We start from the raw sequence: 16,969 nt of genomic DNA, 5'->3' as shown, positions 1-16,969 counted from the left end.
AATTCAAGACATGATTGCACCTGCAGATATCGATATAAAAAAACAACTGTTCGTAAAGAACGCGCACCTTAATAATCTGAAACACATTGACGTTCTGATTCCTAAAAACAAACTCGTGGTCATCACGGGAGTTTCCGGGAGTGGGAAATCGTCTCTGGCTTTCGATACCATTTATGCCGAAGGACAGCGCCGCTACGTAGAAAGTTTAAGCTCCTACGCGCGCCAGTTTCTGGGTAAATTAGAGAAACCGAAAGTAGATGATATTAAAGGTTTAGCGCCCTCAATTGCTATTCAACAAAAAGTAATTTCCAGCAATCCACGATCTACTGTAGGGACTTCTACAGAAGTTTATGATTACTTAAAATTACTATTTGCTCGTGTTGGACGAACTTTTTCGCCCGTTTCGGGAAATGAAGTCAAAAAGGATTCAGTAACCGACGTTATCAATTTCATTCAGAAAAATGAAAACCAAACTTTTCTTTTGCGAACGCCTTTAAAATTTGAAGTCGAAAAATTCACCGAGCAAGTCAATACTTTAAAACTTTCTGGTTTTACCAGATTAGAAGTTAACGGAAATGTTGCCGGAATTGAAGATTTAGAAAGTTTCGGTTTTGTGCCGGAAAAAGACATGGAAATTCAACTGGTCATCGATCGATTCAGTTATCAAGATGATGAAAGTTTTCTTCAAAGATTGGCAGATTCTATACAAATGGCGTTTTATGAAGGTCACGGCTACTGTTCTTTGAAAAATATTGAAACCGGAAAAATCACCGAATTTTCTAATAAATTTGAACTCGACGGAATTGAATTTATGGAACCTAATGTTCATTTTTTTAGTTTTAATAATCCTTACGGCGCTTGTCCCGAATGTGAAGGCTACGGAAAAGTGATCGGAATTGATGAAGACTTGGTGATTCCCAATAAAAACCTATCCGTTTTCGAAGAAGCTGTTGCCTGCTGGAAAGGGGAAAGCATGAGCGAATGGAAACGTAATTTCATCAAATCTGCCAAGGATTTCCCTGTTCATAAACCGTATCATCAGCTGACAAAAGAGCAAAAGAATTTTTTATGGAAAGGCGATAATACACGAAGTTTCCCCTGCATTAATAATTTCTTCAAAATGCTGGAGGAAAACCTTTATAAAATTCAATATCGAGTGATGATTTCTCGATACCGCGGGAAAACACTTTGCCCGACATGTGAAGGTTTACGTCTTCGGGAAGAAACAAAATGGGTAAAAATCGATGGTCATAATATTCAATCTGTGATCGATCTGCCTTTGGATGAATTCTTACCTTTAATAAAATCATTAAAACTTAATAAACACGATGCTGAAATTGCAAAACGGCTGCTCTACGAAATCACGACTCGTTTAGAGTTTCTGGATAAAGTTGGTTTGGGATATCTGACCATTAACAGAACCTCCAACACGCTTTCAGGTGGGGAAAGTCAACGAATTAATTTAGCGACTTCCCTTGGAAGTTCGCTGGTTGGATCGATTTATATTTTAGATGAACCTTCGATAGGTTTGCATTCCCGAGATACCGAAAATTTAATTCAAGTTTTAAAAAGTTTACGAGATTTAGGAAATACGGTAATTGTCGTAGAACACGATGAAGACGTCATGAAAGCTGCAGATTATATTATTGACATCGGCCCCGAAGCCGGCTATTTAGGAGGAGAACTCGTATTTGCAGGTGATTTTTCTGAGCTGGAAAATGCCGATACCTTAACATCAAAATATCTTACCGGAAAATTGGAAATTAAAGTTCCGGAAAAACGTCGCAAACCAAAAGAGTGGATTCACATTAAAGGAGCCCGCCAGAATAACCTGAAAAATATAGATGTTGATATTCCACTGGAATGTTTGGTCGTAATTACTGGTGTTTCGGGTAGCGGTAAATCAACTTTAATGAAAGAAATTCTGACTACTGATATTCAAATTCAGTTGGGAATGGGCGGTAAAAAAGGAGATTACGATTCGGTAGATTTCCCCACAAAACTCATTAAAAATATAGAACTCATCGATCAGAATCCCATTGGAAAATCATCACGCTCAAATCCGGTTACTTATTTGAAAGCCTACGATGATATTCGGGATTTATATTCGAAACAGAAACTGGCAAAAATGCAGGGTTTAATGCCCAAACATTTTTCTTTTAATGTAGATGGTGGACGATGTGAAGATTGCAAAGGTGAAGGTGTAATTACAGTTTCAATGCAGTTTATGGCAGATATTGATTTGGAATGTGAAACTTGTCACGGCACGAGATTTAAAAATGAAATCCTGGAAATTAAATTTGACGAAAAAAATATTTCAGATATTCTGCACATGACGGTGGACGAAGCTTTGGCGTTTTTTAAAGATAATGACCAAAATAAAATCGTCACCAAATTAAAACCTTTACAGGAAGTTGGGTTGGGATATCTTCAGTTGGGTCAAAGTTCCTCTACCCTTTCCGGCGGAGAAGCGCAAAGGGTTAAGTTGGCCTCGTTTTTAGTGAAAGGAGTTACTACCGATAAGTCATTGTTTATTTTCGATGAACCGTCGACTGGACTTCACTTTCACGATATAAATAAATTGCTGAAATCCCTGCAGGCATTGATAGAACTCGGACATTCTGTAATTGTAATTGAACATCAACCGGACATTATTAAAACTGCCGATTATATCATCGATATCGGGCCAGGTGCCGGAAAACATGGCGGCGAAATCGTTTTCGCAGGAACTCCGGAAGAACTTGTGAAAAACGAGAAATCTTATACCGGAAAATATTTGATTGAGAAGTTGTAAGAAGTTGGAAGGCAGAAGTTGGAGGTCGGAAGTTGGAGGTCGGAAGTCGGAAGTCGGAAGTCGGAAGTTGGAAGTTGGAAGTTGGAAATATAAAATATTTGTAATAAAATTAAAGTCAACTTTTGGAAGTTGGCTTTTTTGATTAATATCCTATCAACTTAATAATTTTTCTTAAATTTCTACTTCCGAAATCGTTGTTCCATTTCCGCTAAAAATAGTTCCTATGGAATTTCCCACTGACTTTAAATTGATCAAAAACAGAATCACTGTCATCGATCCGATAAAATATGGTTCAACCAGAAATTTTGGAGATGGAGCCGTAACTAAATTAAGTCCTTATATTTCTAGAGGCGTGATTTCTACGCGAGAAGTTTTCAATCATTTGAAAACTTTAGATTTGAACTGGCTTCAAGTAGAACGCTTGGTTCAGGAGTTAGCCTGGCGCGACTTTTTTCAAAATGTCTGGAAAGAAAAAGGCGATCAAATATTTTCTAATCTCAAACAACGCCAAGAAAATGTTGAAAATCATGAAATTCCCACCGCAATTTTAAAGGGCAAAACTGGAATTCAGATCTTAGATGATGCGGTGAAAACACTGTACGAAACAAGTTATCTTCATAATCATCTGCGAATGTATCTGGCTACAGTTTGTTGTAATATTGCGCATTGTCATTGGTCCGAACCCGCGAAATGGCTTTACAGTAATTTGTTGGACGGTGATTTGGCGAGCAACCATCTCAGCTGGCAATGGATCGCCGGAAGTTTCTCCACTAAAAAATATTTTGCCAATCAGGACAACCTGAATAAATATTTTGGCGGAACTCAAAAGAACACTTTTTTAGATGTCGATTATTCTGACTTTGAAAGTTTGAAAACTCCAGATATTTTAAGAGAAACAGAGAACTTTTCGCTCCAAACAGATCTCACAGGTTTTGAAATTCCAAAGTTGGTTGACGAAAAAACATTAATTTATACCTACTATAATTTAGATCCGACTTGGCACCAAAGTGAAGATTTCCAAAGAGTATTTTTACTGGAACCTTCTTTATTTGAAAAATATCCTGTCACCAAAAAAGTGCTCAATTTCGCTGTAGAATTGTCTAAAAATATTCGCGGTTTAAAAATTTACGTTGGAGAATTTTCAGTGTTAAATCAAATAATTTCAACAAAAAATATAACGTTTAAAGAACATCCAACCAATTCTCATTTTGAGGGAATTATAGAAAAGCGTTCCGTACTTTCAAACCTGGACGGAGATTTTAAGTCTTTTTTTAGCTATTGGAAGAAGATTAAAAAAGATTTGCAACAAGAATTTGAAATGCGATAAAAATCAAAGTTATTTATGTCGATAACAGTTAATTTAATATTTCCCAATCAACTCTTTGAAAATAATACTTTGTTAAAAAATGAGGGCGATTTTTATTTGATCGAGGAGCATTTATTTTTTAAAGAATTCAAATTTCACAAGCAGAAATTAGCATTCCATCGCGCTTCGATGAAATCTTTTGAATCTTATCTTAAAGAAAATAGACGAAAAGTAACCTATATTGAAAGTGCTAGCGATTTGGCAGATATCAGAAATTTTACAAGTGAGATTAAAAAAAAGAACATTGCTGAAATTAATGTCGTTAATCCGACCGACGATTGGTTGGAAAGAAGATTGAAAAAAGTTTGCGAAAATATTAAACTCAATATTCTCGATTCACCTCAATTCATCAATAGTAAAAATGATCTCGCTGACTTCTTTGATCCGAATAAAAAATTCTATTTTCAAACTGCTTTTTACAAACAGGAACGAATTCGTCTAAACATTTTAATGACGAAGGACGGAAAACCAGAAGGAGAAAAATGGACGTTCGATTCTGAAAACCGTAAGAAATATCCGAAAGCCAAAACGCCGCCGCCAATTCACTTTCCCGAAAATTCAGACTTTTGGAAAGAAGCTATCGATTATACAGAAACCTACTTTAAAAATAATCCAGGCGAACTTCCCACCAATCCACTGTACCCGATTACGCATAAAGAGGCACAAGACTGGCTCGATCAATTTTTCGATTATCGGTTTCACGATTTTGGAATTTATGAAGATGCGATTGTTAAAAAAGAAGCCCATCTTAATCACAGCATTCTTTCGCCGTTGCTTAATTCTGGACTTTTACAACCGATCGACGTTATTAATCAGACTTTAAAATTCGCGACAAAAAATAAAATCCCGCTTAATTCTGTGGAAGGTTTTGTTCGCCAGATTATCGGTTGGCGGGAATTTATGCACGGAATGTATTTGCATAAAGGTCAATTTTCGCGCACGCAAAACTTCTTCAATTTCAAGCGAAAAATTCCGAAAAGTTTTTACGATGGAACTACTGGAATTACACCAATCGACGAGACCATCAAAAAGGTTTTAAAAAACGCCTACTGTCACCATATCGAACGGTTGATGATCGTGGGAAATTTCATGTTGCTTTGCGAGTTTGATCCCAACGACGTTTATCGCTGGTTTATGGAACTGTTCATCGATGCCTACGATTGGGTGATGGTACCGAATATTTATGGTATGAGTCAGTTTGCAGATGGGGGAACATTTGCTACGAAACCTTATCTCAGTGGCTCCAACTATATCAAAAAAATGAGTGATTATGAAGGTGGTGACTGGGAAAAAATTTGGGATGGTTTGTTTTGGCGATTCGTTGATACGCAAAAAGAATTCTTTAAAACAAATCCACGAGTATCGATGATGTATTATTCTTTACAAAAAATGGATGCTGAAAAGAAAGACAAACACTTGAAAAATGCCAATGATTTTTTAAATAATTTAGATCAATAATAAAATTTACAAAATTTTAATTTCAGCTTCATAGTTCAACGGATAGAACAAAAGTTTCCTAAACTTTAGATCCGGGTTCGATTCCCGGTGAAGCTACGATAGTAAAGAATCAGGTAAAAGTAAAAAGAACCAAGGTTTAACTTGATTCTTTTTAATAATTGCAAAATAAAAAATTGTATTATTTCACTGTTTTATCAACTACAATTCGATCTTTTCTATTTGCCAGTTCCCACGCCGTTGCGAATACCAATTGTGTACGTTTTTTTAAAGCAACGTAATCGATTTTATCTGGCGTATCGGTTGGTTTGTGATAATCTTCGTGAATTCCATCAAAGAAAAACGCAACCGGAATTCCGTTTTTTGCGAAGTTGTAATGATCTGATCTGTAATAAAGTCTGTCCTTATCGTTTGGATCATCGTATTTGTAATTCAATTCCAGCTTAACGGTTTCGTTATTGGCATGCTCATTAATTTTTTTGAGTTCTGAACTCAACATTTCTGAACCAATAACATATACATAATCTTTTCCGCAGTTTGCCGCATCGCATCTGCCAATCATATCGATATTCAAATCCGCTACGGTATTTGCCATTGGAAAAATAGGATTATCCGCATAATATTTTGAACCTAAAAGTCCGTGCTCTTCACCAGTAACATGCAAAAATAAAATAGACCGTCTTGGACCATTTCCATCTTTTTTCGCCATTTGGAAAGCCTCTGCCATTTCTAAAAGGGCGACCGTTCCGCTTCCGTCGTCATCGGCACCATTATAAATTTCACCATCTTTCATTCCGACATGGTCATAATGCGCGGAAACCACGATCACTTCATTGGGTTTTTCTGTACCTTCTATAAATGCTAAAATGTTTTCAGATTGGGGTAAATTGCCTCGTCTCCCTTTTAATGATTCCGATGGAATCGTCTGGTAATAAGAAGTCATCGCTTTTGGGTGAGAAACTCCCATTTTTTCGTACTGTTCGATGAGGTAACGACCCGCTTTTTTCTGACCTTCACTTCCGGTGTCTCTTCCTTCCATTTCGTCGCCTGCAACTATATAGAGATGCGTTTTTAATTCATCCGAAGTTATTGATTCCATTGACTTTTTAAACGGTGAGCCCGAATAAGAAAGATTGGCGGCACAACTTTGCAAAAGTGCAAAAGCCAGCGGAAGTAAAAAATACTTAGAGTTTTTCATTCGTTTATTTTTTGAAGTCTAAATATATGTTTAATTTTTAAATCAATTTTTTCCTAGCAAGAAATCAATTTTCATTCTGTGTTTTTAATTATATTTACAAATAAGGAAATAATTATTGTGGATGTTAATAAGCCTTACAAAATCCATCAAGTATTTTAAGAGAAATGAAAAAGATAATTTTATTAGGTTTTTTTACTGCTTTTACAATCATAAATGCTCAATTTAATAGGTTTGTGTATGAGTTTAAATTCGTGCGAGATACGATTTCGAAGAACAGCTTTACCAATATTTTACATTTGGATACTGATGGGGAAACTGCGAAATTTTATTATCAGGAATTATACGAATTAGATTCGGTTCAGAAAGCAACCAAAAATTCTGCAGGAAGCATTTCATTTTCAAAAAGTATCATGTTGAAAAGAAAAGTGAACAGTTTCAAAAATTCAAATTTTGTTTCTGTTGACACCGATTATTTCAATTATGAATCTACAGATATTCTACAATGGAAAATTTTACCAGACCTTAAGAGTTATAAAAATTTCATTTTGCAAAAAGCCACTACAAACTTTGGTGGAAGAAAATGGATCGCCTGGTTTTCAAAAGATATTCCGATCAATGAAGGTCCTTATAAATTTCACGGTTTACCGGGATTAATTTTTCAGATCGAAGATGAACAACACTACTTTAGTTTTAATTTAATCGAGATAAAAAAAGTATTTGAAAGTACAAATACAGAAAGATTTTTAGAAACAAATTTTGGTAAGAAAGCCCTACCAATAACCTTTAATAAATATCAAAAACTGCTCTTAAATGCTTTTCACAATCCGTATTCTGAAATTAGAAATAAGTTGGCGAAAGGTGAAGATTACTCTTTCAGTGCGTATGACAGAGAAATAAAAACCGTGCAAGATCTGGATGAGCTTCGAAAAATAATTCAGGAAGAAATTTTGAGAAATAATAATCCCATTGAAAAAAACAAAGAGCCCAATTACCAAAATTGAAAATGGATACAGCGAGATGCAAATTTCAATATTTTATAAACTCATTGAGATTGGTGAAAATTAACTTTTAAAAAAAATTAGAAACGATCTTTTCTAAGTGAAATGCCATTGCGTCCATAATCTCAAAAGCATTTTTGCCCAATTTCTTTGCGTTTTTGCGTTTAAAAACCCTCAGCTTCAAAATTTATTTCAGCACCATTTTATTCCGGGGCAAACCAATTTCATGTTCCTGCGGATAAGGATTTCTCGTCGTCATGCTTACATCTTCATTGATTTTTTTGTGGACTTCATAACTTTTCTGCTGATCTTCGGCATATCTTGGATCGGGAATAAAAGGCATTTTTGCCATCTTGAAAATCGTGATTGTGGGGAAATGAAAATCAACTTCAACCATTCCCAATAGCAAATAACAACCGCCACCCTGAAAAGGATATTTTTGCAAATTATCTGGAAAATGCGCCGTGTCGAAAAAGTTTCCTTCTTGATCGATCCAGGTTCCGAAAAACATAGTTCCTTTCTTGGTCGGAACGTGTTTTCGGGAAATTAAATAGGCCAACATTCGTACCTGTCGTTTATGATGTTGCGGTAAATGTCTCGCCATGATGATACCGCGATATTTAGTTTGTAATAAATCAAACGGACTGCAGGAAACGGAAAATCCGAGAATTTCTATTTCATCAAAAGCATCTTCAAACCGGTTTCTGTTTAATACCGGAAGTTCATATTCCTGAACGGGCGTTTCAAAAAAAGTCGGTAACCGATATTCCGGTTTGAAATGAATCATCAATAATCTGGCTTCAATCAAGAGTTCATTTTTAGGTTTTCCCGTAAAACGAAAAGCACCCACAAAAATTAAGGTTTGCAAAGTTTCAATTCCTACTGGAACGCGTTTGATAAAGTTTTCTAAGGAAAAATAATCTCCATTTTTTTTTCTCTCTTCTGGGATAAAATTCGCGATTCTGCTTTCTAACTTTTCGATATGCATGAAGCCTAAAAAAACATCTTCACCATAAACCGTGGTTTCAAATAAACTTCGATTCACACACGGATTATGAATTTTTCCACCCGCCATTCTGCACTCGTGAACGTACACTTCGGTTCGGTAAAAACCGCCTCCATTATTGATGGCCGAAACCATAAACTCAATGGGATAATACACCTTTAAATATAAACTCTGGTAACTTTCTACGGCATAAGATGCCGAGTGAGCCTTACAAAAAGAATAACCCGCAAACGATTCAATTTGGCGATACACTTCTTTGGATAATTGTTCTGGATGACCTTTTTTCGCACAGGAATTGAAGAAATTGTCGCGAACTTCCTGCAATTTTTGAATCGACCGACTTTTTCCGCTCATTGCGCGTCGCAAAACATCGCCATCATCTGCAGAAACACCGCCAAAATGTAGCGCAATTTTAATCACATCTTCCTGATAGACCATAATTCCATACGTTTCACCGAGTTGCTCTTTAAAAACATCGTGGAAATATTCAAACTTCGTGGGATTATTATGTCGAAAAATATATTCCTTCATCATGCCACTTTTCGCCACTCCCGGACGAATAATCGAAGAAGCCGCAACCAGAGTTTTGTAATCTTCACATTTCAAACGCCGAAGCAAACCTCTCATCGCGGGACTTTCAATATAAAAACACCCAATGGTTTTTCCGATGCTTAAATAATCATTGCAGTTTTTATCATTTTTAAAAAGCGTCGTATTCTGGATATCGATGGAAATTCCCTGATTTCTCTTCACGAGATCCAAAGTATCTTTAATGGTTCCTAAACCGCGCTGAGAAAGAATATCGAATTTTTCAAAACCGATATCTTCCGCAACATTCATGTCAAATTGCACGATAGGAAAACCTTTTGGTGGCATTTCCAAAGCAGTATAATTGGTGATCGGTTCCTGAGAAATAATAATTCCACAAGAATGCATGCTGCGTTGATTCGGGAATTTTTCTAGCAACATTCCGTATTTCTGCACGAGTTTGACGACTTTATTTTCATCATGAGTTTCCATAGGGTTTTTCGCCAAAACATCGAGTTCTTCTTTCGGCAAACCAAACGCTTTTCCCACTTCCCGAAAAATCGAACGGTATTTAAACTCGACATTTGTTCCGCAAAAAGCAACGTGTTCTTTTCCGTAACGTTCAAAAATATATTTCAGAATTTCGTCACGTTCGCGCCAACTCCAGTCAATATCAAAATCAGGTGGATTATTTCGGTTTTTATTGAGGAAACGCTCAAAATAAAGATTGAGTTCGATGGGACAAATTTCCGTAATTCCGAGCAAATAACTCACGATACTGTTTGCGCCACTTCCCCGTCCGACATGTAGAAAACCTCGACTGACACTGTATTTCACAATATCCAAAGTGATGAGAAAATAGCCCGAAAAATTCATTTCCGTAATAACTTTCAATTCTTTTTCAATACGGTCAAGAACGATTTTAGATTTTTCCGGATATCTTTTTTCCAATCCATCATACGCGAATTTTCTTAAAAGCGCATCGTCGTTTTTTTTATTTCGGGTAAAATGGATTTTATTTTTTGGCGTCTTAAAATCAAAATTAAAGGAACATTCATCCAAAATAAATTGGGTATTTTCAATGATTTTCGGGTGATTTTTAAATTGTTCTGCAATAATTTCCACTGATTGAAAAACTTCCTGAGGCGAACAACAATCATTTTTTAACAATTTCGAAATCAATGTATTTTGATCAATCGCACGTAAAATTTTATGAAGATTAGATTCCTTTTTTGTCTTAAAAGTAATGGGGTGCAACACGACCATTTTGTCTAAAAATGGTTTCCACTCTGGACGAATTAAAAGATTTAATTCTTCTGCGCGAACTCCGATAAATTCATTTTCCTTTAAAACTTCGGGAATATTTTGAAGCGGATAAATGACAAACACTTTTTGAAAATTTGGAGAAACTTGCGGAAGTTCTGCGCCGTCACAATTATGATTCGTGAGCAACCTGTTGATCTCTGCAATTCCGGTTTCGTCTTTTGCGATGGTAATATAGAGGAGTTGATTTTCCTTTCGGACCTCTACGCCAACAATAGGTTTAATATCGAACTTTTCACATTCTTTTTTAAAATCATAAATCGCTGTTACGGTATTTATATCAGTCAAAACCAATTCTTTCGCACCGGAATCGACAGCTTGCTTCACCAGTTCTTCAACTGATAAAGTGCCGTAACGAAGGCTGTGGAAAGTGTGGGAATTGAGAAACATTTTTTTGGCTTAAGAGCTCGAGAAAATTGATTAAACTAAAATTTGAAAATATTCTTCTTCATTCTTTTGTCTTGAAACAAAAGAACCAAAAGTTCAAGACTGGAAACTCACCTTAAAAATTGAAGTTAAATACTAAAATTCCCAAAACTCGCGCGATATGAGATTTGTCTTCGAATCAATATTTTTGCGCGCTCAAACAGTGGGGATTTTTTAACGTATTTAACTTCAATTTTCTTAACGCTTCCGTTTCCTAAGTCAAAAAAAGAGATTTTTAACTAATAGATTTTTGGAAATTAAAATACGCAACACTTTTTTGATCTTTTGAAAAACTTATACAGAAAAAACTTTTGTGACTTTTGTGGTTAAACAGCAACCAAGTCAAATCCAGACGCTCTTCCTAAAGCATTTTTGCCGAAACGGTTTTTCATGCGATCCATGGCTTGATAGAGATTGATGAGCTGTTCACTGTCTTCAAATAAATTCATCTGATACGTTCCGTGAACGAGATTGGTAAACCGCAAACCCACTAAACGTAACCTCATTCTTCGGGTGTATAATTTTTCAAATAAATCCAAAGCGACTCTGGCTAAAGTATGATCAATAGAAGTATAAGAGATTTTACACTGTTTCGTTTCCGTATCAAAATTAGCATATCGGATTTTTAAAACCACGGTGGAAGTCAGCCACTTTTCTTGTCTTAACTGATAAGCGAGAGATTCTGCCATTCCTGAAATCAATCTTTTTAATTCGAAAATATCCATGGTGTCATTCGTGAAAGTATGTTCGCTGGAGAGGGATTTTCTTTCAGCATACGGAATGACTGGAGTCAAATCAATTCCATTGGCTTTTTTCCACAGTTCGCTACCATTTTTACCAATCATTTGCTGCAAAACCAAAACGGGCATATCTGCTAAAGTTTGAATGGTCCGGATTCCAACGCGGGAAAGCAATTGAAAAGTAACATCGCCAACCATTGGGATTTTTCGAACGGATAAAGGATTGAGGAATGGCTTTATATTTTGAGCCGGAATATCTAATCTTCCGACGGGTTTAGATTCTCCCGTTCCAATTTTAGAAACCGTCTTATTCGTGGATAAAGCAAAACTGATGGGTAAACCCGTATTTTGAGTGACCGATTCTGCAATTTCCTTGGTCCATTGATAACACCCAAAAAACTGATCCATGCCGGATAAATCCATATAAAATTCATCGATGCTGGCTTTTTCTAAAACGGGAACTTTTTCCTGAATAATTTCGGTAACTTCTTTTGATAATTTTGAATACCGTTCGTAATCACCACGGATTACTTTAGCTTCTGGACATAACCTTAAAGCCATTTTAATCGGCATCGCTGATCGTACTCCAAAACGACGTGCTTCATAGGAACACGATGCCACTACTCCACGATCACCACCGCCAATGATTATAGGAATACCTTCGAGTTTTGATTCCTGTAACCTTTCACAAGACACAAAAAAAGTGTCTAAATCCATATGTGCAATTGCTCGATTCATGGGTACAAACTTAGTATGATTTATAACAAATATTTGTATATTTGTTGCTATAATTTATAGCAATGTCAATTTTATCAGAAAACATGCGGTATCTGAGAGGTCAGCAAAAGTACTCGCAACAGAAAATCGCCGATGACCTTTTAATTACCCGCGGACGGTATGCCAAATACGAAGATGGTTCTAGTGAGCCCCCTATCGAAATCTTGCTTCGAATCTCGAAATACTACAGAATAACTATCGATTTACTGGTTGCACTGGACTTAAGTAAATATCCATTAGAAAAGATGATGAAACTCCCCGATAACCGCACCATTCTTCCCATTACGGTGGATGAAAAAGGGGAAAATAAAATAGAAATTATTCCCGAAAAAGCCCAAATGGGTTATCTACAAGGCTATAGCGATCCAGAATATATTGAAAAACTGCAAACCATTTCTCTACCTTTTTTGCGAAACGGGAAATTTCGAGCTTTTCCGGCGAGTGGAGATTCGATGCCGCCTTTTAAAAATGGAACATTCATCGTGGGGAAATATGTGGAAAATGTGAGTGAATTAAAAAGTAACAAAACCTATATTTTTATCACCCGAAATGAAGGCGTGGTTTATAAAAGATTGGAAAAGAAAACTTTAAAAAATATTACAGTGAGTTCGGATAATGATTTTTATGAGCCGTACGAAATTAAGCTTTCTCAAATTTTAGAAATCTGGGAATATGCGTGCAGTATCAATACGGAAGAGCCTGATCAAAGTCCTTTAGATATGATTGGTATAAAAGAAATTCTTTTACTGATGAAAAAGGAAATTACGGACTTGAAGCGGATAAAAAAGTAATTAAATTAGAAGTTTTCAGAAGAATAATTAAGTTTGAAAAATTATTTTTTGTGGAATTTTATATTCATTAAAATAGGACTCATACCCCATTTATTTAGTAAAACTCATCTCATTTGGTTAAAAATTATGTAATAAATTACATACTAATTAAATTATTTAGTAATTTTGATTGCAAACCAAATAATCATGAAGAAAAAATTACTTTCAACATTACTAGTATGTTATGTATTATTTCTTTTTGGTCAGAATGTGGCTGAAAAAGGAATTCCAGGTAAAATATTTCCTTTTGACGCAAAAGAGTTTTCTCAAAAATTAAATAGTGTAAGCATTACTGCTAAAGGTGATCATCTGCTGAAGTTGCCTCTGGGCGATGGACGTTTGGAATCTTTTTCCCTCACCGAAAATGATTTGACGAAAAACAGAAATCTCTCCATCAAAACTTATGACGGACTATCTAAAGATGGAAAAACTTCATTAAAATTATCAATCTTTAGCAATAAAATAAATGCTATTATAAAATCAGAAAGTGGTTATTACATGTTTGAGCCTTATCAAACCCAAGGTAAAGATTACAGATTATATAATATGTTTGATGATATGGGTGCCAATGTAAGTTGCGGCATTGATAAAAATTTGGCACTAAAAAGCGAATTTGCAGATATTAAAAAACAAGCCAGTGCTTTAAAATTAGCTTCAGCAACCTACTTTCCGTATGGTAATAATTTAAGAAAATTCCGGATGGCTATTGCTACTACGGGAGAATTTACCCAAAATTTTGGCAATCAAGATAATGCATTAGCAGAAGCCTTAAATATGCTTAACCTCATAAATTTGGTATTTGAAACGGAATTATCGGTAAGTTTTGTAGCCATTAATGAAACATTAAATAAAACTTTAATTTTCTCCAATCCAACTACTGATCCTTTTACGGTAAGTTCTACTTTCGCGAGTGCTACAAATTCACAAGCAGGTTTTAACACTTTAAATACGAATGGGACTTTGCCTTATTCAAAATATGATATTGCCCACACCTTCCACATTATGCCAGGTACGGGTTCAACTGCACAAGGTCAGGCCGGCCCGAACCCTTGTACCGCAGGATCCAGCGCAAGAGCATGGAGTCAATGGACCGCTTCTATGCCGCGTGGTGCAACTGCTAATCTCATCATCCATGAAATGGGACACCAATTTTCAGCTTGGCATACGTATAACGCAGTTGGCGGAAGTGTAGGATCAGAAACATTCTGTACAAATGGCTGGGATGACACCTCTGCGGTAGAACCCGGTTCAGGCACCACCATTATGAGTTATGCCAATAATTGCAAGGTTCCCGTAGACCAAACCAATTCAGGAAAAAATCAATTAAATTATTTTAATGCGAAGAGTTTAGATCAAATCCTCTACTCCTTAGCTGTCAGAGCAACTTGTTTTACCAATGCTGCTACAGGGAATACTCCTCCATCTTCTAATGCAGGTGCAGATATTGTTATTCCAAAAAATACTCCTTTTAAATTGAAAGGTATCGCAACCGATAAAGACGGAAACTCCTTAAGTTACACGTGGGAGCAAGCAGATGTGGCTACAGCATCTGACAAAGGGGCCTTCGGATATAATGTCGTAGGAGTTGGTGGTTATACCGCAGTAAACAGTACGACCGCGCCACTTTTTAGAAGCGAGCAAACCCGAGAAAATACAGAACGCATATTTCCTAAACTACAATATATTTTAAATAATAACAATATTGCACCGGATATCGATGCTGAGGCATTACCTCAAGTCGCAAGAAATATGAAATTCCGGTTTACAGTACGGGATAATAAAATTGGTGGCGGTGGTGTTGATTCTGATGAAATGGTCATCAGAGTTGATGATTCCGGACCTCTAAAAGTAACCTCTCAAAATACAACAGGAATAACCGCAGCCGCAAATACAAACCTGAATATTACCTGGGCTGTTAATAACACACAAACTATAAAAGACAAGGTAACTATTTTATTATCTGTTGATGGTGGTTATACTTTCCCGTACGTCCTAAAACAGGATGCACCAAATAATGGAGTCGCAACAGTAACAGTACCCAATGTTCCTGGAACTACTAAAGCAAGAATTAAAGTAACCGCTCTTCTAAGTGGCGGTGCGGAATTTTTTGACATCTCAGAAACTAATTTCAGTATTACCAATGCAAGTTGCAACGCGCAATCAACAATCATCAGTCCTACCTCTTCTGTGAGTACTGTTGCTGGAAATGCTTTGGCTAACCTAAATATGACTGCTCCTACGGTAGGTAATTTAGGATATTTCACTACTGCAACCGTTGATATTAATACCACAAATGTTAACCGTACCAGATTGGTTACTTACGCCGATGAATCTTTGACAACACCCAAATATTTAGGAAGTGCGAACTCAGTTTTGAAAAGAGTCCGCGTTACAAAAACAGGGTCTTATACCATCGCAAATACCGGCGCATTCCTCATCATATCAATCTATACCGCAGATCCCACTACAGCAATCAGAACTGAAGCTGAGGCGGTGGCAAGTTTTGTAACCTCTAATGCTTTTGAATCTTCAACACCTGGAACATATAGTGCGTATGGAAGCTTGAATGTTACCCTCACTGAAGGGGTAGACTATTACATCAACTTTAATAATTTCTCCAATGGTGATCCCGCAAAATCCTATAATTTAACTTTTACAGGAGACGGCTCATTCTATGAGGTTACTAACTTAGCAACAACAAACAGTAACTATATTTTTATCGCTGTAGATTCAAACAACATGATTGTGGCGCAAAGTCCTACTGCAGACTTTAGAAGTTTAGTCGGCGGAACGTATACTATTTATGGATTGTCTTATCTTAAAACAAATGACCCTAATACATTTGTTGGAAAAACGAAAGATGAAGTGGTTTTAAACTGCGCTTTAACCAGCGATAATACCAGAACTTTAATATTGAGTTGTGTAACACCAGTTATTACCCTTCAACCCGTTGCTGCCTCCGTGAAGATTGGAACAAAACAAATTTTCACTGTAAATATTGCTAATGGACCGGCGACTTATCAATGGTTTAAAGATGGAGTTGCAATTGCAAACCAAACACAAAATACATTGACGATCAACAGTGTTCAAAAAGCTGACGAAGGATCTTATTATGTTGTGATTTCTAATGGATCGTGCAGCATAACATCGGTCACCGTAAAACTTACCGCTACAGTGCTGGGAACAATTGATCCTGACGAAGCGGAGGAGTTCATCCTTTATCCGAATCCTGTTAAAGATATTTTAAATATTAAAACTACCAAATCGGCGGACCGAATTGAAATTTATGATATCTCTGGCAGACTCATTAAAAGACAGCCGATTACATCTAAATCAATTTCTTTAACCGGTTTACAAAATGGAATATTTATCTTTAAAATATTTAATAAAAACGAAGTGGTCAAAGTTCAAAAAATAATAAAACAATAAAATGAAGAAGAGCCACAGTAAGTGGCTCTTTTTTTGTTTACAAAATAAGATGAAAATACTCTTTATCAATTTTTTTCTATTTCTGTTAACTTCTTGTGC

Annotated in this window: 9 protein-coding genes and 1 tRNA gene; 7 read left to right on the top strand and 3 right to left on the bottom strand. The window is 36.1% G+C overall.

The features are described 5' to 3' along the window. Nucleotides 1–10: 10 nt before the first annotated feature. The 4 genes from uvrA (at nucleotide 11) to LC814_RS01315 (ending at nucleotide 5,714) form a co-directional block, all read left to right on the top strand. Nucleotides 11–2,794: an excinuclease ABC subunit UvrA gene (uvrA, locus tag LC814_RS01330; RefSeq protein WP_226064552.1), complete on the top strand. Its 2,784-nt coding sequence runs from the start codon at nucleotides 11–13 to the stop codon at nucleotides 2,792–2,794. Nucleotides 2,795–3,017: 223 nt separating this feature from the next. After that, on the top strand, nucleotides 3,018–4,121 hold the full coding sequence (locus LC814_RS01325; protein ID WP_226064551.1) for an FAD-binding domain-containing protein: 1,104 nt from the start codon (nucleotides 3,018–3,020) through the stop codon (nucleotides 4,119–4,121). Between the two features lie 15 nt (nucleotides 4,122–4,136). Then, on the top strand, nucleotides 4,137–5,618 hold the full coding sequence (locus LC814_RS01320) for a cryptochrome/photolyase family protein (protein ID WP_226064550.1): 1,482 nt from the start codon (nucleotides 4,137–4,139) through the stop codon (nucleotides 5,616–5,618). A 24-nt stretch (nucleotides 5,619–5,642) separates the two neighbouring features. Continuing rightward, nucleotides 5,643–5,714 (top strand) — tRNA-Arg (locus LC814_RS01315). Nucleotides 5,715–5,796: 82 nt separating this feature from the next. On the opposite strand, the gene LC814_RS01310 is transcribed toward LC814_RS01315, so the two are convergent. Next, nucleotides 5,797–6,813 (bottom strand): M28 family metallopeptidase, encoded by a 1,017-nt coding sequence (locus LC814_RS01310; RefSeq protein ID WP_226064549.1) that lies wholly within the window; start codon nucleotides 6,811–6,813, stop codon nucleotides 5,797–5,799. Nucleotides 6,814–6,977: 164 nt separating this feature from the next. Here LC814_RS01310 and LC814_RS01305 point away from each other — a divergent pair, with 164 nt between their 5' ends. After that, on the top strand, nucleotides 6,978–7,814 hold the full coding sequence (locus LC814_RS01305) for a GLPGLI family protein (RefSeq protein WP_226064548.1): 837 nt from the start codon (nucleotides 6,978–6,980) through the stop codon (nucleotides 7,812–7,814). A 184-nt stretch (nucleotides 7,815–7,998) separates the two neighbouring features. On the opposite strand, the gene LC814_RS01300 is transcribed toward LC814_RS01305, so the two are convergent. Next, entirely contained in the window at nucleotides 7,999–11,058 is a 3,060-nt protein-coding gene (locus tag LC814_RS01300) for a DNA polymerase III subunit alpha (RefSeq protein WP_226064547.1), read from the bottom strand. A 362-nt stretch (nucleotides 11,059–11,420) separates the two neighbouring features. Next, entirely contained in the window at nucleotides 11,421–12,572 is a 1,152-nt protein-coding gene (dinB, locus tag LC814_RS01295; RefSeq protein WP_226064546.1) for a DNA polymerase IV, read from the bottom strand. A gap of 62 nt (nucleotides 12,573–12,634) precedes the next feature. On the opposite strand from dinB, the gene LC814_RS01290 reads away from it, so the two are divergent. Beyond that, on the top strand, nucleotides 12,635–13,402 hold the full coding sequence (locus LC814_RS01290; RefSeq protein WP_226064545.1) for an XRE family transcriptional regulator: 768 nt from the start codon (nucleotides 12,635–12,637) through the stop codon (nucleotides 13,400–13,402). 186 nt (nucleotides 13,403–13,588) lie between these two features. Further along, nucleotides 13,589–16,870 carry a reprolysin-like metallopeptidase gene (locus LC814_RS01285; RefSeq protein WP_226064544.1) on the top strand — a complete coding sequence of 1,094 codons (3,282 nt, stop codon included), beginning with the start codon at nucleotides 13,589–13,591 and terminating at the stop codon, nucleotides 16,868–16,870. Nucleotides 16,871–16,969 lie beyond the last annotated feature (99 nt).

The organism is Kaistella polysaccharea (assembly GCF_020410745.1).
GTDB classification, from domain to species: Bacteria; Bacteroidota; Bacteroidia; order Flavobacteriales; family Weeksellaceae; genus Kaistella; species Kaistella polysaccharea.
Note: the sequence above shows the minus strand (reverse complement) of the source record. Positions and strands in the feature narration are given on the sequence as shown.

What these genes read in the sequence shown, in the direction of transcription:
- uvrA (WP_226064552.1), top strand. Translation starts at nt 11, where the DNA reads ATGATTGCACCTGCAGATATCGATATAAAAAAACAACTGTTCGTAAAG.
- LC814_RS01325 (WP_226064551.1), top strand. Translation starts at nt 3,018, where the DNA reads ATGGAATTTCCCACTGACTTTAAATTGATCAAAAACAGAATCACTGTC.
- LC814_RS01320 (WP_226064550.1), top strand. Translation starts at nt 4,137, where the DNA reads ATGTCGATAACAGTTAATTTAATATTTCCCAATCAACTCTTTGAAAAT.
- LC814_RS01310 (WP_226064549.1), bottom strand. Translation starts at nt 6,813, where the DNA reads ATGAAAAACTCTAAGTATTTTTTACTTCCGCTGGCTTTTGCACTTTTG.
- LC814_RS01305 (WP_226064548.1), top strand. Translation starts at nt 6,978, where the DNA reads ATGAAAAAGATAATTTTATTAGGTTTTTTTACTGCTTTTACAATCATA.
- LC814_RS01300 (WP_226064547.1), bottom strand. Translation starts at nt 11,058, where the DNA reads ATGTTTCTCAATTCCCACACTTTCCACAGCCTTCGTTACGGCACTTTA.
- dinB (WP_226064546.1), bottom strand. Translation starts at nt 12,572, where the DNA reads ATGAATCGAGCAATTGCACATATGGATTTAGACACTTTTTTTGTGTCT.
- LC814_RS01290 (WP_226064545.1), top strand. Translation starts at nt 12,635, where the DNA reads ATGTCAATTTTATCAGAAAACATGCGGTATCTGAGAGGTCAGCAAAAG.
- LC814_RS01285 (WP_226064544.1), top strand. Translation starts at nt 13,589, where the DNA reads ATGAAGAAAAAATTACTTTCAACATTACTAGTATGTTATGTATTATTT.